This is a genomic window from Pseudomonas putida (genome assembly GCA_029953615.1).
In the GTDB taxonomy this organism is placed as follows: Bacteria; Pseudomonadota; Gammaproteobacteria; order Pseudomonadales; family Pseudomonadaceae; genus Aquipseudomonas.
Genome location: CP124529.1, coordinates 2,784,086 through 2,808,357, shown reverse-complemented (window position 1 = coordinate 2,808,357; position 24,272 = coordinate 2,784,086). Strand labels below are relative to the sequence as shown.

At 60.4% G+C, this 24,272-nt stretch carries 18 protein-coding genes, 1 tRNA gene and 1 pseudogene; 14 read left to right on the top strand and 6 right to left on the bottom strand.

All coding sequences use genetic code 11. From position 1 onward, the window contains the following. Nucleotides 1-6 precede the first annotated feature (6 nt). Genes QIY50_12730 through QIY50_12720 form a run of 3 tightly spaced genes read left to right on the top strand, consistent with a single transcriptional unit; the run spans nt 7 to nt 4,005 of the window. Nucleotides 7-1,278 carry a YeaH/YhbH family protein gene (locus QIY50_12730; GenBank protein WGV22933.1) on the top strand — a complete coding sequence of 424 codons (1,272 nt, stop codon included), beginning with the start codon at nt 7-9 and terminating at the stop codon, nt 1,276-1,278. After that, nucleotides 1,275-2,843 carry a SpoVR family protein gene (locus QIY50_12725; protein ID WGV22932.1) on the top strand — a complete coding sequence of 523 codons (1,569 nt, stop codon included), beginning with the start codon at nt 1,275-1,277 and terminating at the stop codon, nt 2,841-2,843. Before QIY50_12730 ends, QIY50_12725 begins: the two co-directional genes overlap by 4 nt. A gap of 55 nt (nt 2,844-2,898) precedes the next feature. After that, nucleotides 2,899-4,005 carry a multifunctional CCA tRNA nucleotidyl transferase/2'3'-cyclic phosphodiesterase/2'nucleotidase/phosphatase gene (locus tag QIY50_12720; GenBank protein WGV22931.1) on the top strand — a complete coding sequence of 369 codons (1,107 nt, stop codon included), beginning with the start codon at nt 2,899-2,901 and terminating at the stop codon, nt 4,003-4,005. A gap of 109 nt (nt 4,006-4,114) precedes the next feature. Here the strand turns inward: QIY50_12720 and folK are convergent, their stop codons facing one another. Both folK and folB read right to left on the bottom strand, forming a co-directional pair. Next, a complete protein-coding gene (folK, locus tag QIY50_12715) occupies nt 4,115-4,624 on the bottom strand; it encodes a 2-amino-4-hydroxy-6-hydroxymethyldihydropteridine diphosphokinase (protein WGV22930.1) in 510 nt (169 codons plus the stop codon). Further along, nucleotides 4,615-4,971, bottom strand: a complete 357-nt coding sequence (gene folB, locus QIY50_12710; GenBank protein WGV22929.1) for a dihydroneopterin aldolase — start codon at nt 4,969-4,971, stop codon at nt 4,615-4,617. Before folB ends, folK begins: the two co-directional genes overlap by 10 nt. A 74-nt stretch (nt 4,972-5,045) precedes the next feature. On the opposite strand from folB, the gene plsY reads away from it, so the two are divergent. Continuing rightward, nucleotides 5,046-5,615, top strand: a complete 570-nt coding sequence (plsY, locus tag QIY50_12705; protein WGV22928.1) for a glycerol-3-phosphate 1-O-acyltransferase PlsY — start codon at nt 5,046-5,048, stop codon at nt 5,613-5,615. Between the two features lie 3 nt (nt 5,616-5,618). On the opposite strand, the gene tsaD is transcribed toward plsY, so the two are convergent. After that, nucleotides 5,619-6,644 carry a tRNA (adenosine(37)-N6)-threonylcarbamoyltransferase complex transferase subunit TsaD gene (tsaD, locus tag QIY50_12700; protein ID WGV22927.1) on the bottom strand — a complete coding sequence of 342 codons (1,026 nt, stop codon included), beginning with the start codon at nt 6,642-6,644 and terminating at the stop codon, nt 5,619-5,621. A gap of 204 nt (nt 6,645-6,848) precedes the next feature. Between tsaD and rpsU the strand changes: the two genes are divergently transcribed. From rpsU to QIY50_12675, 5 genes and pseudogenes are all read left to right on the top strand, one after another. Next, a complete protein-coding gene (gene rpsU / locus QIY50_12695) occupies nt 6,849-7,064 on the top strand; it encodes a 30S ribosomal protein S21 (GenBank protein ID WGV22926.1) in 216 nt (71 codons plus the stop codon). Nucleotides 7,065-7,367: 303 nt separating this feature from the next. After that, nucleotides 7,368-9,350, top strand: a complete 1,983-nt coding sequence (gene dnaG / locus QIY50_12690; protein WGV22925.1) for a DNA primase — start codon at nt 7,368-7,370, stop codon at nt 9,348-9,350. Nucleotides 9,351-9,417: 67 nt separating this feature from the next. Next, nucleotides 9,418-11,269 (top strand): annotated as a pseudogene (rpoD, locus tag QIY50_12685) (RNA polymerase sigma factor RpoD). Nucleotides 11,270-11,546: 277 nt separating this feature from the next. Beyond that, on the top strand, nt 11,547-15,290 hold the full coding sequence (locus tag QIY50_12680) for an EAL domain-containing protein (GenBank protein WGV22924.1): 3,744 nt from the start codon (nt 11,547-11,549) through the stop codon (nt 15,288-15,290). A 16-nt stretch (nt 15,291-15,306) separates the two neighbouring features. Beyond that, nucleotides 15,307-15,383 (top strand) — tRNA-Ile (locus QIY50_12675). Between the two features lie 60 nt (nt 15,384-15,443). Here QIY50_12675 and QIY50_12670 read toward each other — a convergent pair. Next, the gene (locus QIY50_12670; protein WGV22923.1) at nt 15,444-15,692 is read right to left on the bottom strand and encodes a tyrosine-type recombinase/integrase; all 249 of its coding nucleotides are present in this window, start codon (nt 15,690-15,692) and stop codon (nt 15,444-15,446) included. Between the two features lie 271 nt (nt 15,693-15,963). Here QIY50_12670 and QIY50_12665 point away from each other — a divergent pair, with 271 nt between their 5' ends. Continuing rightward, nucleotides 15,964-16,974, top strand: coding sequence for an SGNH/GDSL hydrolase family protein (locus QIY50_12665; GenBank protein ID WGV22922.1), 1,011 nt, complete (start codon nt 15,964-15,966; stop codon nt 16,972-16,974). Nucleotides 16,975-17,063: 89 nt separating this feature from the next. Here the strand turns inward: QIY50_12665 and QIY50_12660 are convergent, their stop codons facing one another. Next, nucleotides 17,064-17,747 (bottom strand): hypothetical protein, encoded by a 684-nt coding sequence (locus QIY50_12660; GenBank protein WGV22921.1) that lies wholly within the window; start codon nt 17,745-17,747, stop codon nt 17,064-17,066. A gap of 9 nt (nt 17,748-17,756) precedes the next feature. Continuing rightward, nucleotides 17,757-18,821 (bottom strand): hypothetical protein, encoded by a 1,065-nt coding sequence (locus tag QIY50_12655; GenBank protein WGV22920.1) that lies wholly within the window; start codon nt 18,819-18,821, stop codon nt 17,757-17,759. A gap of 763 nt (nt 18,822-19,584) precedes the next feature. Between QIY50_12655 and QIY50_12650 the strand changes: the two genes are divergently transcribed. The 4 genes from QIY50_12650 (at nt 19,585) to QIY50_12635 (ending at nt 24,270) form a co-directional block, all read left to right on the top strand. Then, a complete protein-coding gene (locus tag QIY50_12650; protein WGV22919.1) occupies nt 19,585-20,706 on the top strand; it encodes a Fic family protein in 1,122 nt (373 codons plus the stop codon). Between the two features lie 172 nt (nt 20,707-20,878). Continuing rightward, entirely contained in the window at nt 20,879-21,649 is a 771-nt protein-coding gene (locus QIY50_12645; protein ID WGV22918.1) for an NERD domain-containing protein, read from the top strand. A gap of 176 nt (nt 21,650-21,825) precedes the next feature. After that, the gene (locus tag QIY50_12640) at nt 21,826-22,287 is read left to right on the top strand and encodes an Lrp/AsnC family transcriptional regulator (protein ID WGV22917.1); all 462 of its coding nucleotides are present in this window, start codon (nt 21,826-21,828) and stop codon (nt 22,285-22,287) included. A 300-nt stretch (nt 22,288-22,587) separates the two neighbouring features. Beyond that, complete coding sequence (locus QIY50_12635) at nt 22,588-24,270, top strand: NAD(P)/FAD-dependent oxidoreductase (protein ID WGV22916.1); 1,683 nt, start codon at nt 22,588-22,590, stop codon at nt 24,268-24,270. Nucleotides 24,271-24,272 lie beyond the last annotated feature (2 nt).

Genomic DNA, 24,272 nt, shown 5'->3' with positions numbered 1-24,272 from the left:
GGGACCATGAGCTACGTTATAGATCGACGCCTGAACGGCAAGAACAAGAGCACGGTGAACCGCCAGCGCTTCCTGCGGCGGTACCGCGAACATATCAAGAAAGCCGTCGAAGAGGCGGTGAGCCGCCGTTCCATCATGGACATGGAACATGGCGAGCAGATCAGCATTCCGGGGCGCGACATCGACGAACCGGTGCTGCACCATGGTCGCGGGGGCAAGCAGACCATCGTGCACCCAGGCAACAAGGAGTTCACCGCCGGTGAACACATCCCCAGGCCACAGGGCGGCGGAGGTGGCAGCGGCCGTGGCAAGGCCGGCAACTCCGGCGAGGGCATGGACGACTTCGTCTTCCAGATCACTCAGGAAGAATTCCTCGAGTTCATGTTCGAGGACCTCGAGCTGCCCAACCTGGTCAAACGTCACCTGACCGGGGCCGACACCTTCAAGACCGTGCGCGCCGGTATCGCCAACGAAGGCAACCCGTCACGCATCAACATCGTGCGCACCCTGCGTTCGGCCCATGCCCGGCGCATCGCCCTGACCGGCAGCAGCCGCGCACTGCTGCGCGAAGCGCAGAAGGAACTCGCCCGCCTGAAGGTCGAGGAACCGGATAATTTCACCGATATCCAGGAGGTCGAACACGAGATCGAACGCCTGAAGGCACGTATAAACCGCCTGCCCTTCCTCGACACCTTCGATCTCAAGTACAACCTGCTGGTCAAGCAGCCCAACCCCAGCTCCAAGGCGGTGATGTTCTGCCTGATGGATGTGTCCGGCTCGATGACCCAGGCCACCAAAGACATCGCCAAACGCTTTTTCATTCTGCTGTACCTGTTCCTCAAGCGTAACTACGATCGCATCGAAGTGGTATTCATCCGCCACCACACCAGCGCCCGTGAAGTCGACGAGGAAGAATTCTTCTATTCGCGGGAAACCGGCGGCACCATCGTTTCCAGCGCGCTCAAGCTGATGCAGGAGGTCATGGCCGAACGCTACCCGGCCAGCGACTGGAACATCTACGCCGCCCAGGCCTCCGACGGCGACAACTGGAACGACGATTCGCCGATCTGCCGCGACATCCTGGCCAAGCAGATCATGCCGCATGTGCAGTACTACACTTACGTTGAAATCACCCCGCGTGAACACCAGGCGCTGTGGTACGAATACGAGCGCATCGGCGAAGCCTTCCCCGACACGTTCGCCCAGCAGCAGTTGGTATCGGCCGGTGACATCTACCCGGTCTTCCGTGAACTCTTCCAGCGCAGGTTAGCCACATGACCGCCAGAGCACAGAGACGCCAACCTATTTCCACCGGGTCCGAGTGGACGTTCGAACTGATCCAGACCTACGACCGGGAAATCAGCCGCCTGGCCGAGCGATACGCCCTGGACACCTACCCCAACCAGATCGAGGTGATTACCGCCGAGCAGATGATGGACGCCTACGCCTCGGTCGGCATGCCGCTGGGTTATCACCATTGGTCCTACGGCAAACAGTTCCTCAGCACGGAAAAATCTTACAGCCGTGGCCAGATGGGCCTGGCCTACGAGATCGTGATCAACTCCGACCCATGCATCGCCTACCTGATGGAAGAAAACACCATGTGCATGCAGGCACTGGTGATCGCCCATGCCTGCTACGGCCATAACAGCTTCTTCAAGGGCAACTACCTGTTCCGCACCTGGACCGACGCCAGCTCGATCATCGACTACCTGGTGTTCGCCAAGCAGTACATCGCCCAGTGCGAAGAGCGCCATGGCATCGATGCCGTGGAAGACCTGATCGACTCCTGCCATGCCCTGATGAATTACGGCGTCGACCGTTACAAACGGCCTTATCCGATTTCCGCCGAAGAGGAGCGGCGGCGGCAAAAAGAGCGCGAGGAGCACCTGCAGCGGCAGATCAATGACCTGTGGCGGACCATTCCGAAGAGTGCCGACAAGGGCAGCGAGCGCGATGATGCGCGCTTCCCCGCCGAACCGCAGGAAAACATCCTGTATTTCATCGAGAAGAACGCCCCGCTGCTGGAACCCTGGCAACGTGAAGTGGTGCGCATCGTGCGCAAGATCGCCCAGTATTTCTATCCACAGCGCCAAACCCAGGTGATGAACGAAGGCTGGGCGACGTTCTGGCACTACACACTGATGAACGACCTGTACGACGAGGGGCTGATCACCGAAGGCTTCATGATGGAGTTCCTGCAGTCGCATACCAGCGTGGTGTTCCAACCCGGCTTCGACAGCCCCTACTACAACGGCATCAACCCCTACGCACTGGGCTTTGCGATGTACACCGACATCCGCCGCATGTGCGAAAACCCGACCGAGGAAGATCGCCGCTGGTTCCCCGACATTGCCGGCAGTGACTGGTTATCTACCATCAAGTTCGCCATGAGCAGCTTCAAGGACGAGAGCTTCATCCTGCAGTACCTGTCGCCCAAGGTCATGCGCGATCTCAAGCTGTTCAGCATCCTCGATGACGACCAGCGCGACGACCTGTATGTACCTGCCATCCACGATGAGGCCGGCTACCGGACCATTCGTGAACTGCTGGCGGCGCAGTACAACCTGGGCAACCGCGAACCGAATGTGCAGATCTGGAGCGTCGACCGCCGCGGCGACCGCTCGCTGACCTTGCGTCACCAGCAACACAACCGCAAACCGCTGGGCGACTCGACCGATGAAGTGCTCAAGCACCTGCACCGCCTGTGGGGCTTCGACATCCATCTGGAGACCGTGCAGGGCGAGCAGGTAATGAAGACCCACCACATGCCACCGCGCGGCGAGCACGGCGAAAGCGCCGACTATGGCCGCATGGACCTGGCTGTCATCCACCACCTCTAGTGCCACGCCATAACTGCCGACAGGGTATCCTGTCGGCAGTTATGGAGAGTTGCCCATGCACATCTACAAAGTTGGCGGCGCCGTGCGCGATCGCCTGCTCGGCCGCCCTGTCAGCGATATCGACTGGCTGGTGGTCGGCGCCACGGTCGAGGAAATGCACGCCAAGGGCTTTCGACCGGTTGGTACTGATTTCCCGGTGTTCCTGCACCCGAAGACCGGCGAGGAATACGCCCTGGCGCGCACCGAGCGCAAGAGCGGGCGTGGCTATGGCGGCTTCACCTTCCACGCCAGCCCCGATGTGACCCTGGAAGAAGACCTGATCCGCCGTGACCTGACCATCAATGCGATTGCCGAGGACGAGGCGGGTAAGGTGTACGACCCTTATCATGGCCAAGACGATCTCGATAACCGCCTGTTGCGCCATGTTTCCCCGGCGTTCGCCGAAGATCCCCTTCGCGTACTGCGTGTTGCGCGCTTTGCTGCCCGTTATGCAGCACTGGGTTTCCGGGTTGCCGATGAGACACTTGAGCTGATGCGTCAGATCAGCGCCTCTGGTGAACTGCAGGCGCTGACCGCCGAACGCAGCTGGAAGGAATTCGAGCGGGCGTTGATGGAGGCGCAGCCACAGGTGTTCTTCCAGGTGCTGCATGCTTGTGGCGCCCTGCAAGAGCTGTTGCCTGAGCTTGGTAATGCCCCCCAGGCCCTGGCGGCACTGGAACAGGCGGCACTGCACGAACAGCCCCTGCATGTACGCTGGGCCTGCTTGTTGCGGGCGCTACCAGCAGCCGCGATAAAAGCCGTCAACCAGCGCTTCAAGGCACCTCGAGAGTGCCAGGAGCTGGCGTTGCTGACGGGCGAGTGCCTGGCGCAGGGCAACCAGGCGCTGGAACTGCCTGCCACTACACTGCTGGAGCTGTTGCAGAAGTTCGATGTGTACCGGCGACCACAGCGGTTCGAGGACTTCCTGATCGCTTGCGAGATGACAGCGCTGGGCGAGGGCAAGTCGGGTTATCCACAAGCCGATTACTTGCGCGGGGCAGCGGCGGCGGCGCGGGCGGTGGATGTGAAGCCGTTGGTGCAGGCAGGCCTGACTGGCCAGGCCTTGGGTGAGGCGCTCAAAAGTGAGCGGTTGAAAGCGCTCGAGGCTTACAAGGTGGGTTGAACATACCGGCCCTTTCGCGGCTAAAGCCGCTCCCACAGGGATTGCACAACGCTTGGCATCATGCGGTCCCTGTGGGAGCGGCTTTAGCCGCGAAAGGGCCGGTACAGGCTTATGCCGGAGTCAGCTGCAACCCACGCCATTCAAAGGCAACCGGCGCCAGCACCTGATCGATCCGCGCCTCCTGCCACAGCTGCGCCATTGTCTTGCCTACCCCCGGATGCACCAGTTGCGGCGCCAGCAGCGACAGCGGCCAAAGCACAAAGGCGTTCTTCAGGATCTCGGCCCGAGGCAACACCAGCCCGTCGAAGGTGCCGTGCAAACCGTCATACATCAGCACGTCGATATCCAGCGGCAGCCCCTTGCGGTCCGGCGCGTAGCGGCCATTGTCGGCCTCGATGAACTTCAGCCGGCGGTCCAGCTCGATCAACGGCAAGGCAGTCTGCCCGGTCACCACAAAGTTGATGAACGGCCCGCTCTTGATACCCACCGCCTGGCTTTCGAACGCCGGCGAACAGCGCATGTCGGTCAGGATGCCCGCCAACGCATCGAGCCCGGCGCACAAGTGCGCCTCGCGGTCGATGTTGCTGCCCAGGCCCAGGTAAACCGTGCTCAGAGACATCCGCGCTCGATCTCCACGCCAACACCACCACGGGCCGCAGGCACCGCTCCCGGCTTGGTCAGTTTCAAGCGCACCCACGGGATGTGGAACTCCTCCATCAACGTCGCCACCAGGCGCTCGGCAAAGGTTTCCACCAACTCGAAACGGGCCTGCTCGGCAAACGCCTGGATACGCGCCGACACGCTGGCATAGTCCAGCGCCAGGTTCAGGTCGTCGCCGGCCGCTGCCGGGCGGTTGTCCCAGGCAAAGCTCAGGTCCAGGCGCAAGCACTGGCGAATATCCCGCTCCCAGTCATAGGCACCGATGACGGTATCGACTTCCAGGCCTTCGATGAACACTCTGTCCAAGCACTTCTCTCCACAGCACGACAAGGGCGACTGGCGCCGTTAGAATCAGGGCGTCCTCGCCCGGAATAGTTAGCATGTTTTGGTTACTGGCGTTGCTCGCCTACCTGCTCGGCTCGCTGTCCTTCGCCATCGTCCTCAGCCGCCTTACGGGCAGCCCGGACCCGCGTTCCAGCGGCTCAGGCAATGCTGGCGCCACCAACATGCTACGCCTGGCAGGCCGCAAACTGGCGATCCTGACCCTGCTTGGCGACCTGTGCAAGGGCCTGTTGCCGGTGTTGCTCGCCCGCCTTGCCGGGCTGGACCTGCACGCGCAGGCCTGGGTCGGCGTGTGCGCGGTGCTGGGCCACCTGTTCCCGCTGTACTTCTGCTTCCGGGGCGGCAAGGGCGTGGCGACGGCCGCCGGCATGCTCATGGGCCTGTACTTACCGGCCGCACTGCTGGCCATCGGCGCCTGGCTGCTGACCTTCTACCTTACCCGCACCAGCTCGCTGGCGGCGCTGATCGCCACACCACTGACCTTGCCATTGCTGGCCTGGCGCGAGCCCGAGGCCCTGCTCCCGATCACCGTGTTGACGGTGATGATCGTGTGGCGCCACCGCAGCAACCTGCGCGACCTGTTCGCCGGACGCGAACGACACTTCTGACGCTCAAACCGGCGGCAACTGCTCCATCGGCCAGCGCGCCTGCACGCTGATAGCCAGGTCCTGCTGCTGCCCGGCCAACAACCGCTGGCAGCCCGCGTAGGCGATCATCGCGCCGTTGTCGGTGCAAAACTGCGGACGCGCGTAGTACACGTTGCCCTTGATGCTGCCGAGCATGTCCTCGAGCGACGCGCGCAGGGCCTTGTTGGCACTGACGCCACCGGCAATCACCAGGCGCTTGAGGCCGGTCTGCTTGAGCGCCCGCTTGCACTTGATGGTCAAAGTCTCCACCACCGCCTGCTGGAATGCCAGCGACAGGTCGCAACGGGTTTGTTCACTGTCGTCGCCGGCATCGCGGCACTGTTGCCAAGTGTTCAGGGCAAAGGTTTTCAGGCCGCTGAAGCTGAACTCCAGGCCCGGGCGGTCGGTCATCGGCCGCGGGAACACGAAGCGGCCAGGAACGCCGCGCTCGGCCAGGCGGGCGATTTCCGGGCCACCGGGGTAGTTCAGGCCGATCAGCTTGGCGGTCTTGTCGAACGCTTCGCCGGCGGCGTCATCCAGGCTCTCGCCCAGCAGCTCGTACTGGCCGATGCCATCGACCCGCACCAGCTGGGTATGGCCGCCGGAAACCAACAAAGCGACGAACGGGAACTGCGGCGGGTTTTCTTCCAGCATGGGCGCCAGCAGGTGGCCTTCCATGTGATGCACGCCAATCGCCGGGATGTCCCAGGCAAAGGCCAGCGCCTGGGCGCAGGAAGCCCCCACCAGCAATGCACCGACCAGGCCCGGGCCCGCGGTGTAGGCAATGGCGTCGATCTCGGTGGCGACGCAGCCAGCCTCGTCCAGCACCTGACGGATGAGCGGCAGCATGCGCTTGACATGGTCACGCGAGGCAAGCTCTGGCACCACACCGCCGAACACGCGGTGCAGGTCGATCTGGCTGAACAGCGCGTCGGCCAACAAACCGCGCTCGCTGTCGTATAATGCGACGCCAGTTTCGTCGCAGGATGTTTCCAATCCCAGTACTAGCATGGGTTCGTCCCTTGTGGGGGCTGAATTCGAAGCCGCGCATGATAGTCCCCGTGTCGGATGCCGACCAGCGGTTTTCGATCAGAGGCTTTGCATTCCGGCTTGCTAAGGGTTAACATCCGCAACCCTTGAAAACCGACGTTCTCCAGCACACCTTTGTTTTGCCAGGAGCACGTCTACCCCGGTAATGAATTAAGGTAGCCCTGGATGCCAGCCGTCAAAGTTAAAGAGAACGAACCCTTCGACGTAGCTCTGCGTCGTTTCAAGCGCTCCTGCGAAAAAGCCGGTGTACTGGCTGAAGTTCGTAGCCGCGAGTTTTACGAGAAGCCGACCGCCGAGCGTAAGCGCAAAGCAGCTGCTGCTGTTAAGCGTCACGCCAAGAAAGTTCAGCGCGAACAGCGCCGCGCCGTTCGTCTGTACTAATACAGGCGTTCTTCGCAAAGCTTCTGCCCTGCCCGGTTAACCGCCGGGCGATGGCAGTGGTCGATTCAAACTTGAGCAGCTAGCTCAAGGCCCTGCACAAGCCTCGCGCGAACTGCACATGGGCAACCTGCCTGAAACGTCAGAGCTGGTCCTTCTTGCTGTATGACCAGACGTGCACGTCCGACTGACGAGCCCTCAGGGGCTGGCGACGAGCACACATTCCCTCGCACTTCCCCAAGCGGCACTCGCCCCATTCGGCGCGTGAGCGATTAGACTTGCCAGTTGCCAGATGACGAGACTGCCATGGCCGGGCTGATTCCCCAGAGTTTCATTGACGACCTTATCAACCGCCTCGACATCGTCGATGTGGTGAGTTCGCGCGTCCAGCTGAAAAAAACCGGCAAGAACTACTCCGCCTGCTGCCCGTTCCACAAGGAAAAGACCCCTTCCTTCACGGTCAGCCCCGACAAGCAGTTCTACTACTGCTTCGGCTGCGGCGCCGGCGGTAACGCCCTGGGCTTCGTCATGGACCACGACAACCTGGACTTCCCCCAGGCCGTCGAGGAACTGGCCCGCGCCGCCGGCATGGAAGTGCCCCGCGAGCAAGGCCGCCGCGACCACAAGCCGCGCCAGCCAACCGATTCGCCGCTGTACCCGCTACTGGACGCCGCCTCGGAGTTCTACCGCCAGGCCTTGCGCAGCCACCCGACCCGCAAGGCGGCAGTGGACTACCTCAAGGGCCGCGGCCTGTCCGGGGAAATCGCCCGTGACTTTGGCCTGGGCTTCGCCCCGCCAGGCTGGGACAACCTGCTCAAGCACCTGGGCGCCGACACCCTGCAGCAGAAGGTGATGATCGATGCCGGCCTGCTGATCGAGAACGCCGAAAGCGGCAAGCGCTACGACCGCTTCCGCGACCGGGTGATGTTCCCGATCCGCGACAGCCGCGGGCGCATCATCGCCTTCGGTGGCCGGGTGCTCGGCGACGACAAGCCCAAGTACCTGAACTCCCCGGAAACCCCGGTGTTCCACAAGGGCCAGGAACTGTACGGCCTGTACGAGGCCCGCAAGCACAACCGCAACCTCGACGAAATCATCGTCGTCGAAGGCTACATGGACGTCATTGCCCTGGCCCAGCAGGGCCTGCGCAACGCCGTGGCCACGCTCGGCACCGCCACCAGCGAAGAGCACCTCAAGCGCCTGTTCCGCGTGGTACCCAGCGTGCTGTTCTGCTTCGACGGCGACCAGGCCGGGCGCAAGGCCGCCTGGCGCGCCCTGGAATCGACCCTGTCGAACCTGCAGGACGGGCGCCGCGCACGCTTCCTGTTCCTGCCCGAAGGCGAAGACCCGGACAGCCTGGTGCGCGCCGAAGGCACCGACGCCTTCATGGCCCGCATCAACCAGCACGCCCAGCCGCTGGCCGACTACTTCTTCGAGCAACTGAGCGTCGAAGCCGACCCGCGTTCGCTGGAAGGCAAGGCGCACATGGCGACCCTGGCCGCACCGTTGATCGAAAAGATACCCGGTGCCAACCTGCGCCAGCTGATGCGCAACCGCCTGAAGGAAATTACCGGCCTCGACCCGCAGCAGGTCGAGCAGCTGGCGCAACACGCCCCGGCCACCAGCAGCGTGCCGGACTACGACCCTGGCTACGACTACGACGCCATGGCCAGTTTCACCCCCGATTACGGCGACATGCCGCAGCACGACTTCGCCCCCGTTCATCAGGAGCAGGAGTGGAAGCCGAACAAGGGCGCTGGCAAGAAGCAGTGGAGCGACAAACCCTGGGACAAGAACCGCAAGGGCGGCAAGCCATGGCAGCAACGTGACGAAGCGCCGCCGCGCGTACCGGCCCCGGTCGAGCCGCCTACCCTGGCCGCTCTGCGCACCCTGCTGCACCACCCGCTGCTGGCCAGCAAGGTGGAGGATGCCAGCCACTTCGCCGACGAAGAGCATCTGTACAGCCAGCTGCTGGTGGCACTGATCGAAGCCGCTCAGAAAAATCCTGGGCTAAGCTCAATGCAGTTGATCGCACGTTGGCACGGCACCGAACAGGGGCGCCTGCTGCGGGCCCTGGCGGAAAAGGAATGGCTGATCGTCGCCGACAACCTTGAACAACAGTTTTTCGACACTATAACTAGCTTGTCCGCCCGCCAACGCGAGCGCAGCCTGGAACAACTGCTCAGGAAATCACGTCAAAGCGAATTGACCAGCGAGGAAAAAACCCAGCTCCTCGCCCTGCTGAGCCGGAATGTTCCCGCACAAACGCCGACCTCATCTGGCGCGTGAGGCCCATGCTCGGGTATAATCCTCGGCTTGTTTTTTGCCCGCCAAGACCTTCAGTGGATAGGGTGTTATGTCCGGAAAAGCGCAACAGCAGTCTCGTATCAAAGAGTTGATCACCCGCGGTCGTGAGCAGGGCTACCTGACTTACGCGGAGGTCAACGACCACCTGCCTGAGGATATTTCAGATCCGGAACAGGTGGAAGACATCATCCGCATGATCAACGACATGGGGATCAACGTATTCGAGAGTGCTCCGGATGCGGATGCCCTTCTGTTGGCGGAAGCCGACACCGACGAAGCCGCGGCCGAAGAAGCCGCTGCTGCGTTGGCGGCAGTTGAAACCGATATCGGCCGCACGACCGACCCGGTGCGCATGTACATGCGCGAAATGGGTACCGTCGAGCTGCTGACCCGCGAAGGCGAAATCGAAATCGCCAAGCGTATCGAGGAAGGCATCCGTGAAGTCATGGGCGCCATCGCCCACTTCCCGGGCACTGTCGACTACATTCTCGGCGAGTACGACCGTGTCACCACCGAAGGTGGCCGTCTGTCCGACGTTTCTCAGCGGTTACATCGACCCTGACGACAATATCGCCGCGCCGACCGAAGAAGTGCCGATCCCGGGCGCCAAGGCCGCTGCCGCGAAGGAAGAGACCGACGACGACGAGGAAGAGTCCGAAAGCGGTGACGACGAGGAAGAGGCCGAAAGCGGCCCGGACCCGGAAGTCGCCCGTCAGCGCTTCGGTGCGGTCAACGACCAGCTTCAGGCCACCAACAAGGTCCTGAAGAAAAACGGTCGTGCCCACAAGGAAAGCGTCGAGGCCCTGCAGGCCTTGGCCGACCTGTTCATGCCGATCAAGCTGGTACCCAAGCAGTTCGAAGTACTGGTAGAGCGTGTTCGTGACGCCTTGAACCGCCTGCGCCAGCAGGAACGCGCCATCATGCAGCTGTGCGTGCGTGACGCCCGCATGCCGCGTGCCGACTTCCTGCGCATGTTCCCGAGCAACGAAACCGACCAGACCTGGAGCGGTGACCTGGCCAAGCGCAACACCAAGTGGGCTGCCGCCCTGGGTGAAAAGGACGCTGCCATTGTCGCTTGCCAGCAGAAGCTGATCGACCTTGAGACCGAAACCGGCCTGACCGTTGCCGAGATCAAGGAAATCAACCGTCGCATGTCGATCGGTGAAGCCAAGGCCCGCCGCGCCAAGAAAGAAATGGTCGAGGCGAACCTGCGTCTGGTGATCTCCATCGCCAAGAAGTACACCAACCGTGGCCTGCAGTTCCTCGACCTGATCCAGGAAGGCAACATCGGTTTGATGAAAGCGGTGGACAAGTTCGAATACCGTCGCGGCTACAAGTTCTCGACCTACGCCACCTGGTGGATTCGCCAGGCGATCACTCGCTCGATCGCCGACCAGGCGCGCACCATCCGTATTCCGGTGCACATGATCGAGACGATCAACAAGCTCAACCGCATTTCCCGCCAGATGCTGCAGGAAATGGGTCGCGAACCGACCCCGGAAGAGCTGGGCGAGCGCATGGAAATGCCTGAGGACAAGATCCGCAAGGTGCTGAAGATCGCCAAAGAGCCGATCTCCATGGAAACCCCGATCGGTGACGACGAAGATTCGCACCTGGGCGACTTCATCGAGGACTCGACCATGCAGTCCCCGATCGACGTGGCTACGGTCGAAAGCCTCAAGGAAGCCACCCGTGACGTGCTCTCGGGCCTGACCGCACGCGAAGCCAAGGTGCTGCGCATGCGTTTCGGTATCGACATGAACACCGACCACACCCTTGAAGAGGTGGGCAAGCAGTTCGACGTGACCCGCGAGCGGATCCGTCAGATCGAAGCGAAGGCGTTGCGCAAACTGCGCCACCCGACTCGCAGCGAGCATCTGCGCTCCTTCCTCGACGAGTGATGACAAAACCCCGGCCCAGGCCGGGGTTTTTCTTTTCCGCTTGCACTGCCTGTTCTGGCCTCATCGCCGGCAAGCCAGCTCCCACAGGTACTGCACATGGCTAGAGGTCAATGCGGTCGAGGTGGGAGCTGGCTTGGCCGGCGATGGGCTGTGCAGCAGCCCCATTTCCTCGCGACCTACCCCTTCCGACAGCCAGAACACAAAGCCGCCCTTCCACTGCACAGCTGCAGCAATGCCCGTCTACACTCGATTCAGACCCCCTGAATGCGAGGCCGCTATGCATCCGATGCCGGCCATCCTGTTGCTGCTCCTGTTTTTGTGGAACACAACGGCCGGCGCCCTGACCCTGACAGACGAGGAGAAAGCCTGGCTGGCTGCCCATCCGCAGCTGAGCCTGGGTGTAGACGCCTCTTGGCCACCGTTCGAGTTTCGCGACCAGGAGGGCCGGTACCAGGGATTGGCCGCCGATTACATCGCCACGATCCAGCAACGCCTGGGTGTGACGCTCAAACCGGTCGAACCCAGCAGTTGGACCGAGGTACTGGCGCAGGCTCGCGAAAGCCGTATCGACCTACTGCCCGGCATCATGTCCACCCCCGAACGCCAAGGCTATCTGGCCTTCACCCGGCCGTACCTCGACTTCCCCATCGTCATCCTCGCCCACAAAGGCGGCGCACAACCGCGCAACCTGAAGGACCTGTACGGCCTGAAGATCGCTGTAGTCGAAAACTACGCTCCGCACGAACTGCTTCGCACCCACCACCCGGACCTCAACCTGGTTGCCCTGCCCAACGTAAGCTCCACCCTGCAAGCCTTGGCCACCGACGAAGTGGACGCGGTGGTCGGTGATCTTGCTTCAAGCATCTGGAGCCTGCGTCAGCTCAAGCTCGATGGCCTTTACGTCAGCGGCGAAACGCCCTATCGCTACCAGCTGGCCATGGCCGCCCCACGCGACAAGAAGGTGCTGGTCGGCATTCTCGACAAAGTGATGGCGGACATGAGCAGCGCCGAAGTCAGCCAGATCCAGCAACGCTGGGTGGGCAATGTGGTCGACCAACGGCTGTTCTGGTCCGACCTGCTGGTTTATGGCCTGCCCGCGGTACTGGCTTTGATAGCCGTGCTGGCGGTGGTCATCCGCATCAATCGCCGGCTCAGTTCGGAAATTTCCCGGCGCATCGCTCTCGAACAGGAACTGCGCAGCAGCGAATACCACTACCGCAGCCTGATCGAGAGCCTGTCTGCCATTGCCTGGGAGGCCGACGCGAACGATTTCACCTACAGCTACGTCTCGCCCCACGCCGAAGGCTTGCTTGGCTATCCACTGGGCGACTGGCTCAAACCCGGCTTCTGGCGCAGTATCCTGCACCCGGAGGATGCCCTCTGGGCCCAGGCCTACTGCGACAGCGAAACCGCCGCCGGGCGCGACCACAGCCTCGACTACCGCGTGATCCGCGCCGATGGCCAGCCATTGTGGGTACGTAACATCGTCAGCATGATCGAGCATGGCCACCAGCCGGTGATGCGTGGGCTGATGATCGATATCAGCGAGACCAAGCGCACCGAAGACGCCCTGCGCCTGTCCGAGCAGAAGTTCGCCTCGGTGTTCCAGCAGTGCCCGGACATCCTGCTGATCGCCCGCCATAGCGACGGCTGCCTGCTGGAAGTGAACGAAGCCTTCGAAGAGCAGATAGGCCTCTCTCCGGGGCAGGTCATCGGCCGTACTGCCACCGATCTCAACCTATGGGGCGTCGAAGACACTGGCCCGCGGCTGCTCGAACGCCTGCATCAGGGTGGCATCCGCAACATGGAAATGAGCTTCCGTCGCAGCAACGGCCAATTGTTCACCGGCCTGACCTCGGCCGAGACCTTCGAGCTCGACGGCAAGCTCGCGCTGGTGGTGGCGGTACGAGACATCAGCCAGCTCAAGGAAACACAGGAGCAGCTGCAAACCTCGGAAGAGAAATTCGCCAAGGCCTTCCACGCCTCGCCCGACGGCCTGCTACTGTCGCGCCAGAGCGACGGCTTGCTGCTCGAAGTGAACGAGGGCTTCTGCCGCCTCACCGGCTATGACCTCAGCCCGACGCTTGACCAGACCTCGCTGGACCTGGGCATCTGGGTCGATCTCAATGAACGCAAACGGCTGGTCGAACAACTCAAGCGCGACGGCTTCGTACGCGACTTCACCTGCCACCTGCGCCGCAGCGACGGTCAGATTCGCCTGTGCGAGCTCTCGGCACGGCCGCTGCCGATTGCTGGCGACGACTGCATGCTGACCATCGCGCGTGACATCACCGAGCGCCACCTGATGCAGGAAAAGCTGCAACTGGCCGCCACCGTGTTCGAGAACACCGCCGAAGGCGTGCTGATTACCGACATCGACCAGCGCATCAGTGCCGTCAACCGCGCCTTCAGCGAAATCACCGGCTACAGCGAGATCGAAGCCCTCGGCCAGACCCCGCGCCTGCTCGCCTCCGGCCAGCACGACAGCGCGTTCTATGCCGCCATGTGGCACCAACTGACGGCTGAAGGCCACTGGCAAGGCGAGATCTACAACAAGCGCAAGAACGGCGAACTGTACCCCGGCTGGCTGACCATCAGCGCCGTGCGTAACAACGAACGCGAGATCACCCACTTCGTCGCCGTGTTCGCCGACATCTCCAGCCTCAAGCATGCCCAGGCCAAGCTTGACTACCAGGCCCACCACGACCCGCTGACCGGCCTGCCCAACCGCGCCCTGTTCGAGAACCGTCTGCAGGCTGCCCTGACCTGCTCGCAGGTGTCCAACCGCAAGGGCGCGGTGCTGTTCCTTGACCTTGACCGTTTCAAGCACATCAATGACAGCCTCGGCCACCCGGTCGGCGACCTGCTGCTCAAGGGCATTGCCCAACGCCTGAAGGAGCAGGTGCGTGATGTCGACACCGTGGCCCGCCTGGGCGGCGACGAATTCATCATCCTGCTGCCCGGCCTGCACAAACCCAGTGACGCCAGCGCCATCGCCAACAAGCTGCTGACCTGCTTCAACGCGCCGTTCCAGGCTGGCGAGCACGAGTTCTTCACCAGCGCCAGCATCGGCATCAGCCTTTATCCACAGGACGGCACTGACGTTGCCACACTGATTCGCAACGCCGACGCCGCCATGTACCGCTCCAAGGCCAAGGGTCGTAACCGCGTCGAAGCCTACACCCTCGACCTCACCGCCCAGGCCAGCGAACGCATCGCCCTGGAGCATGAGCTGCGTCGCGCCATCGAACGCAATGAACTGAGCCTGTGCTTCCAGCCCAAACTCAGCCTCAAGACCCAGAGCCTGGTCGGCGCCGAAGCGCTGATCCGCTGGAGCCACCCGACCTTTGGTGAAGTGCCGCCAGAGCACTTCATCCACCTGGCGGAAGAGAACGGCACCATCCTCCAGATCGGCGACTGGGTGCTGGAACAGGCCTGCCGACAGATGCAGGCCTGGAAGATGCACTACGACCCCTTCGGCCCGCTGTCGATCAACCTCGCCGGCGCCCAGCTGCGCCACCCCCACCTTGCCCGGCGCATCGAACAGTTGCTGAAGCACTACCAGCTAAAGGCTGGCGACCTGCAGTTGGAAATCACCGAAAACTTCATCATGAGCCAGGCAGAGGAAGCCCTGGCCGTGCTCTACCAGCTGAAGAAACTCGGCGTGCAGCTGGCCATCGATGACTTTGGCACTGGTTACTCCTCGCTGAGTTACCTCAAGCGCCTGCCGCTGGACATCCTCAAGATCGACAAGTCATTCATCCGCGGCCTGCCCGACGATCCCCACGACGCCGCCATCGCCAGGGCGATCATCGCCCTGGGCCGCAGCATGCAGCTGACCATCATTGCCGAGGGTGTGGAAAACCAGGCCCAGCAACGCTTCCTCGCGGCTGAAGGCTGCGAGCAGATCCAGGGTTACATCGTCAGCCTGCCCCTGCCCCCGGAGGAGTTCGCGGCGACGTTTCTTCGTATAGCACTATCCGATCTTTCGGATGGCACCGGTGCGAAACCCTCGTTATAATCCGGCCACTTACTGAGGGCCTATAGCTCAGTCGGTTAGAGCAGAGGACTCATAATCCTTTGGTCCACGGTTCGAGTCCGTGTGGGCCCACCAACTTACAAGCCGCGCACTGCGCGGCTTTGTCGTTTCTGGCCGCCCCTGCCATTTCCCACCTTACTTACTTTCACAATCCCTGGATGTGTCCACAATGTGTCCACGCATGCCTGCCAGAGGGTTGAGATTGACCACATCGGCCAGATGCCCAGGGCTGAACTTCTGAGTCATGGCTAACGTGGCATGGCAAATCACCCGCTGCAGAGTCAGGATGTTCCCGCCATTTCGCATGTAGTGGCTGGCGAAGGTGTGCCGGAGTACATGCGTCAGCTGGCCATCGGGTAGATCGAGCTGGAGCTGTTCGACCACTTTCCGAAAGATGTTGTAACCAGGTCGGAACGGCAGCGCAGCGTGCAGGCGTTTCTCGAAGTCAGCGGTGATAGGAACATCGCTTCGGTCGCCAGCTGTCCAAGCTCAAGGCATCCCTGGGCAACCCGCTTGAGCAGATCACCAGCATCGTCTTCATCGGGGATTCGATCACCTGGGCAGCGGTAACGGCACCGAGCAAGGTGTCACCGAACCCCGCGACAGAACACTGTCCGATCCCCGGGACTGGTTTGGCACCGGATCGTACGTCAACGTGTTCAAGCGCTATATCGGCGAGCGGTACGCCTTCGGGGCAGAACCGGTCCTGTCGAACTGGCCCGCCAGCCCAAGCGGCGAATCCACGGTTGAATACACCGTGCCGGTCACGCTGTTCCCACGCGGTGGCGCCTTCACCCTCACCACCGTTGGGCCATCGATGTCCAACACGGTGGCCCTGACCGCCGGAGGCGCACTCACAGGAGCCCAGTACCAGTTGGCAGATGGCAACAGCGCCGGGACCAGCTCCCACACGATCAGCTTCCGCTTCACGGGTACCGGCTTCACTCTGTCGTTCGGGGTGGTGGGGGATGCGCTGGACTATGAGCTGATTGTGGACGGGGCCAGCCAAGGCGTGTTCACCACCACCGAGGGCGAAGATGGATTGACCTACGGTAACGACCGTCGACGGGCGCATACCTTTGGCTACGTTCGGGACAAAGTGGTGGAGCTGCGCACCAAGCGCAGGGCCTCGCAAACCACTGGCAGCAAGGTGTTCCGGCCGGAAGCCATCATCATCAACAAGAAGATCCGGATTACCAACCAGGGCATCAACGGCGCCAGCTCCAGGACCTACCGCGTCAACAACCTGCCACCCACTGGCGCAGGCTTTGGGGACGGCGTCGCGGTAGGCACCCAGGACAACTACGTGTTTTGCCAGATCGGTACCAACGACCGGATCCGATCTGTGCAGTTTGCAAGCGGCGTGAACGAGTACGCCTACAACCTCGGACTGCTCCTGGATGTACTGCAGCCGATGGCTGATGTGATCCTGATGTGTGCCAACCCAGCTGCCGATGAGAACCCCGAGACGTTTTCCTTCACGATGCAGGATGTCCGGGGGACTATTTACCGGGCTGCTCAGTCCCGCAAGCTGGACATGGTCGACAACTACACGGCTCTGTCAGCTGTAGATATCAACGTCCTGGCGAACGATGGTCTGCATCCTAACAGCCTCGGGTACTCCCTGATGGCTAGGAACATCGTCAACGCGCTGGAGTCTGCGTAACTCAAAGCCCGCTTCATGCGGGCTTATTTATAGTTCATCTTCGCCGCAGCAACCTGACAAGGTCGTCATCTTCTGCCATTAGGCCTATGTCAAAATGCGCTTTTTTCAACGTCTACGCCCATTGCGCGCGACAGTGCGAGAAGCCGCTTATACAGCGAATCAATCTCCGCAGCCAAACCACGCATACTTCTTGCGTTCGTTTCCATTTTCATCTTTCGTGCCTGGTGCATAATAAAAGTATCCTCAAGATCCTTTGGGTCCTTCCCAGAGACCGTTAGCTTTAAAACCTGCTCCTGGCCTAACCTAATGGCCTCTAAGGTCTCTTCGTTATTTAGTTTAATCATAGCCACCATACCCTTCATGCGCATATATATACGCACTAGAGTCTCTGAAACTTCAGACGGCAAGTTAGCCATGCAACTTGGCGCAGAATCATAAACAACAAAAATATTTTCGCCTAACGGAAAAACCAAAAGGTGCGGGGCGTCGTCGGGTAGAGCCTCAAGATCGGGGGCGTACTCTTCTTTATAAATTTTCCACGCCGTCTGAATTTCCACAAGCATAAGACGTAAAGTCTGCGTTGTAACCTTAACCTCCTCCGATTCAGCTTTTTGCAACGCATATTCATGGGCTTTCTTGGTAGCTTTAAAACCGAACCATCCGGCTATACCTCCCCCTACCAAAGCCGATATCGCTTCCTTTGAGAGCACTCTTGGGAAAAACGAGGCGAGCCAATCTAAGACACAGATCAAGAAATACTGAAAATCATGCATTTGAGAACCCTAAGACTGGCCATCCTTATTCTCGCACCCCTTCGACAAAGAAGCCGCCAGCTCTGGCACTTCGTCTTTCATGCGCTGCATATTACAGGTGTTAATAATCGCTTCAATAACCCTAACCTGTTGGTAATGAATAGTTTGATAGCCTGTCGTCGCATCGATAAAATCTACCTCCTCGTCGCGTACAAGCCGAACACCCTCCTCATAACCAGCAAACTCCATTGCTAAGAGCATATAGCTCTTTGCACAACGAAATGCAGAGATTGCCTGGCGAGTAGTTGACCCTGCCGTACGCTGGGCCAATTTCTCGCCATTCAACATATATGTAACCTTAATGCTTTTTTTTGCTAACTGCTTTTGTACATCAAAGACACCAAAATGCGTAAAAATATCATCTACTATCTTTGAGAACTGAAGATACTTCGGAAGCGCCTCAATAAGATCAGTGCTTGTCAAGACCCCTATCAACAATTCCCGGGCCCGCTTTAAATCTGCTATACGTTGACTGATGAACTTAGCTCTTAACATTGGGATACCATCAGCAGCCTCTCCACTGAACAGAACAGCATGCAAGCGCGGATTGACTTTATAGGAAGCAGTGAATTCTCCCAAGAATTCTAATGGCCCAATTTGCGCGTAGTATGCAGAGAACTCCCTTCTATGCATATAAAACAAGTCATAATTATTTTTCTTCTCTGCAATTATTATTTGCTTGGCGGTCTGTGCTGTAGAGTGAAGCTTTGTAACAAGTGCGGCTGCTGGTATCGACAATGACAGCAATCCAATTGGAAGTGCACTCAAGGTTATAAAATTCTTAAATCCTTCCTGACTAAGCTCTAACGAAGATCCAGACCAAACAAAATATCCAAATTCAAAAAAAAGAATTATTGGGACCAAAATAGATAGCCAAAACAACCCCTGCTTCGCAAGCCCTTCACTTGAATGCAATGAGACCGTTCGACTAATTGCCAAAAACGAAACACTTTTATGCAAGGCAATGCTAATTATCAGAACTGCCAAAGAAATGGGCAAAAGCACAAGGCCGACGATGGCGAAGACGTTAAGCACAGATCAAGCTCCTGGCGTGAATTCCTAGATGCCTGATACTTACAGGCTGGCCCTATGATAGTACGGGCGGCGCTCCTATCTGCTATAGAGAAAAATCCTATCGTCGAAAAAATTCGCCTTGAAAATCACTTATCCCCCTCCCGCCGACGCGGTCTGCGTCGCGAAATAGTGCAAAGGCCAGCCCAGGTGCAAGCTAGCCCCGGGGCAGGCCCAGCGCGGGCCGCGTAGAGCACCAGGGCATTGCACACTGTGCAAAGAACTGAAGCCCTATGCAGCCCGGTACAGTCGGATGTGTCCACAATGTGTCCACACCGAAATCTAAAACCCTTCCCCAATAAAATCGGATATTCAATAAAATCAGGTAGATCAAGGGTTTTCCCAATGGCTATGGGTGATTTTTTCGGGCTCATAATCCTTTGGTCCACGGTTCGAGTCCGTGTGGGCCCACCAACTTACAAGCCGCGCACTGCGCGGCTTTAAGCTTTTCAGGGTTGTGCATCTGGGTCAGCCGCGGCCTTGGCTCGCTATCATTCAGGTTTACTCTACATTGCGATCAGCTTGGCACAGGCATCGGTAACCGAACCTACAACCGGAAACCGATGCAGACGCAGCCATGCCTGGAAGCTTGTAGCCCTTGAGTTACGTGCTCATCAACCTAGCAAGCCAGGCTTGAGAATTAGACAGTGAGCCGAATAGGCGGCATTATCGGCTCACTGCATGAGCCGAATAGGCTCGTTAATCGGCTCACAGATGAACAACCCTTATGAATGACCCGCTCTGGATCTGGCTGCAGCCCGACTGGCCGCACTTCAGTTGGCAAGCCGAAGCGCTCGCCCCGCTGTTGCGAGCCTGCAGCGAGGCTCAGGGTCGTTTGTTGGGAATGCTCAGTGCGGTGGGCAGTGACACCGAAGTGCAGAGCAGCCTGGATGCCATGCTACAGAACATCGTCACCTCTTCAGCCATCGAGGGCGAGCAACTGAATGTCGGTTCGGTGCGCTCATCACTGGCGCGGCGCTTGGGGCTGAGCGAAGAAGGTCGCACCACCTCGCGCTCCGAAGGCCTGGCGGAACTGCTGCTCGATGCCACCCGCCTGCATCAACAACCACTAGACAAACAGCGACTGTTCACCTGGCACCGTTGGCTATTCCCCACTGATGAGCAATTGCTGACTCGACCGCTACACATCGGTGCACTGCGTGGCGAAGAGCCCATGCAGGTCGTTTCAGGTCGGGTCGACCGCCCCACCGTACATTTCGAAGCCCCTCCTCGCGCAGGATTGGAAGCGCAACTGACGGACTTTCTCGCCTGGTTCGAGAGCAGCCGCAACGATGCCAGCCTTGACCCCTTTCTGCGCGCCGGTATTGCACATTTCTGGTTCGTAACACTGCACCCCTTCGATGACGGCAACGGTCGCCTCACGCGCGCTATCACCGACCAGGCATTGGCTCAGGGCGAAAAGCATGCCATTCGCTTTTACGCGATGTCAGCGAGCATCCTCGACGACCGCGCTGGTTACTACCGCATCCTCGAAGCCAGTCAGAAAGGCAACTTGGACATCACCGCCTGGCTGCAGTGGTTTCTCAAGACATTGCTCAACAGCCTGGAGCAGGCCCTCGCTCGTATCGACCGCGTACTGGTCAAGGCGCGCTTCTGGCAGGCACACCGCAGCCAAACCCTATCGGCGGAACAGATCAAAGTGCTGAACCGCCTGCTCGATGGCGGCGAAAAGGGTTTCGAGGACGGAATCAGCGCGGCGCAATACCAAGCCGTGGCCAAGGTCTCCAAGGCCACCGCGACCCGTCACCTGAGCGACCTGATGGAGAAGGGCTGCATCGAGCGGCTGCCCGGTGGTGGGCGCAGCACCCGTTACCAGATAGCACGCTGAGCACCTAAGTCGACCAAGTCAGGCCCCTAGTGCCTCATCGCGCCCTAGGACTATGGTCACGCCCCCCTTGAGCCATTGAAATCAATTAGCCATTATCCGAAGCAGTGCCAGGCAACTGGATTTCGGCACACCTGTGCACCCAGCCATCAAGCAGCTCTACTCAAGGAAGAAAATGGATTACACCCCAATAGTCTCTCAGGTCTGGGGCATGCTGACCTGGTTCATCCCAGCAGCTCTGCTGATCGGCCTACTCAAATCGCCCTGGGCCAAGGGGCAGATCGGTGAACTGCTGGTACGCCTGTTCGCCCATTGGCAACTGGACAAACAGATCTATCGCCGTCTGCACAACGTCACTCTGAACACGCCGGACGGCACCACGCAGATCGACCACGTATTCCTCTCGACCTACGGCATCTTCGTACTGGAAACGAAGAACATGAGCGGCTGGATCTTCGGCAGTGAAAAGCAGGCGCAGTGGACGCAGAAGCTCTACAAGCGCACCTTCAAATTCCAGAACCCGCTGCGGCAGAACTACAAACACCTCAAAGCGCTGGAAGCCACTCTTGGCGTCAATCCCGAGCACCTGCACTCGGTCATCACCTTCGTCGGCGGCAGCACCTTCAAAACCGAAGCACCGGCCAATGTGACCCAGGGCATCGGCTTTATCCGCTATATCCAGTCATTCCAGCAACCAGTATTCAGCGAGGCTGAAGTCGACGCCATGCTGCACGCCCTGCAAACCGGCCGCCGCGCACCGACCCTCGCCACCCACCGCGAGCATGTGCAAAACCTTAAGCGCCGTAGTGATCCGACAGCCGAGCGGCAATGCCCGAAATGCGGTAGTGCGCTGCTGATTCGTACCGTGAAATCAGGGACGAAAGCGGGCCAGCAGTTTTGGGGATGTTCAGCATTTCCTAAGTGCAGAATGATGCAAAATATTTGAAGCAGAGGGAGCTGCCCTGTTTGCCGGAGTTCCCACCGGCGGTCTTATCGCCAGAGGAGTTGGCGCGCTGGGGAATGCCACTAACGGAATTCAATATCTCAGCATGGCCAACTGTCTACCCTTGCCCTGCTTACCGCAGGCTGGCTAGGCTAGCGGGCCAACCGTAGAGACTCGCCATGTCGGACTCCCGCTCCATCACGCTGGATGAAATCGATCGCCAGCTGATCGCCCTGCTGCAGATCAACGCCCGCGAAAGCGTCGCCACCCTCGCCCGCCAGTTGGGTATCGCCCGCACCACCGTCAACTCGCGCCTGGAGCGGCTGGAGAAGAACAAGGTCATCTCCGGCTATGGCGTGCGCCTGGGCCAGCGGGTGATGGGGGGTGGGCTGCAGGCGTATGTGGGGATCAAGGTGCAGCCGCGCTCGGGCAAGGAAGTGGTGCGGCGCCTGAGTGCCATGGGCCAGGTGCAGCAGCTGTGCGCGGTGAGCGGCGAGTTCGACTATGTGGCCTGGCTGCGTACGGATTCGCCCGAGCAACTGGACCAGTTGCTCGATCAGATCGGCAGTGTCGACGGGGTGGAAAAGACCACCACGTCGATCATTCTCAGCAGCAAGGTGGACCGCGGGCAGCCGCTCTGAACCTGGCTGGCGGGCAGGCTTCCCGACCCTTGTCATGACATCTTTGTTGCCAGTGAGATCGAGCGCCGCCCGCGCGGCGCTTCGCGGGCTCGCCCGCTCCCACAGGGTCCGATGCTGGGCTTGATTAGCAGCCCCCTGCTCGTCATAAAGCTAACTGGTTTATCTATTTCGACGAAACCAACTACATTCAGACAACACTCTGCACCTTAATAACGAACACCCCACTCCCTAAAATGGCCACCAGGCATCTCCTATACTCAGGCTCCGCCCGCTGCGCAGCCTCTCTGGCAAGGTCACTCCATGAACAAGAAAAACCGCCACCCCGCCGACGGTAAAAAGCCAATCACCATCTTCGGCCCGGATTTCCCCTTCGCCTTCGACGACTGGCTGGAACACCCCGCAGGCCTGGGCAGCATCCCGGCCGAGCGCCATGGTGAGGAAGTGGCCATCGTGGGCGCCGGTATCGCCGGCCTGGTGGCGGCCTACGAGCTGATGAAGCTGGGCCTCAAGCCGGTGGTGTACGAAGCCTCCAAGCTGGGTGGCCGGTTGCGCTCGCAAGCCTTCAACGGCACCGACGGGATCATCGCCGAACTGGGTGGCATGCGCTTCCCGGTTTCATCCACCGCCTTCTACCACTACGTGGACAAGCTGGGCCTGGAGACCAAACCGTTCCCTAACCCGCTCACCCCCGCTTCGGGCAGCACGGTAATCGACCTGGAAGGCCAGACCTACTACGCCGAAAAACCCACCGACCTGCCCAAGCTGTTCCACGAAGTGGCCGACGCCTGGGCCGACGCGCTGGAAAGCGGTGCCCAGTTCGCCGACATCCAGCAGGCCATCCGCGACCGCGACGTACCACGCCTGAAAGCGCTGTGGAACAAGCTGGTACCGCTGTGGGACGACCGCACCTTCTACGACTTTGTCGCCACCTCGCGCTCGTTCGCCCAGCTGAGCTTCCAGCACCGCGAAGTGTTCGGCCAGGTCGGTTTCGGCACCGGCGGCTGGGACTCGGACTTCCCCAACTCGATGCTGGAAATCTTCCGCGTGGTGATGACCAACTGCGACGACCACCAGCACCTGGTGGTCGGCGGTGTGGAGCAGGTACCGCAAGGCATCTGGCGCCATGTGCCGGAGCGCTGCGTGCACTGGCCGGAAGGTACCAGCCTGAGCGCTCTGCATGGCGGCGCGCCGCGTACCGGGGTCAAGCGCATCGCCCGCGCCGCCGATGGCCGCCTGGCGGTCACCGACAACTGGGGCGACACCCGCCACTACAGCGCCGTGCTCGCCACCTGCCAGACCTGGCTGCTGACCACCCAGATCGACTGCGAAGAATCGCTGTTCTCGCAAAAGATGTGGATGGCCCTGGACCGCACCCGCTACATGCAGTCGTCGAAAACCTTCGTCATGGTCGACCGACCGTTCTGGAAGGACAAGGACCCGGAAACCGGCCGCGATCTGATGAGCATGACCCTCACCGATCGCCTCACCCGCGGCACCTACCTGTTCGACAACGGCAACGACAAGCCCGGGGTGATCTGCCTGTCGTACTCGTGGATGAGCGACGCGCTGAAAATGCTGCCGCACCCGGTGGAAAAACGCGTGCAGCTGGCGCTGGATGCACTGAAGAAGATCTACCCGAAGACCGATATCGCCGGGCACATCATCGGCGACCCGATCACCGTTTCCTGGGAAGCCGACCCGCACTTCCTCGGCGCCTTCAAGGGCGCGCTGCCGGGTCACTACCGCTACAACCAGCGCATGTATGCGCACTTCATGCAGCAGGACATGCCTGCCGAGCAGCGCGGCATGTTCATCGCCGGTGACGACGTGTCGTGGACCCCGGCCTGGGTGGAAGGCGCAGTACAGACATCGTTGAATGCGGTGTGGGGTATCATGAACCACTTCGGTGGCCGCACTCACCCGGACAACCCCGGCCCAGGCGACGTGTTCGACGAGATCGGCCCGATCGCCCTGCCGGACTGAGA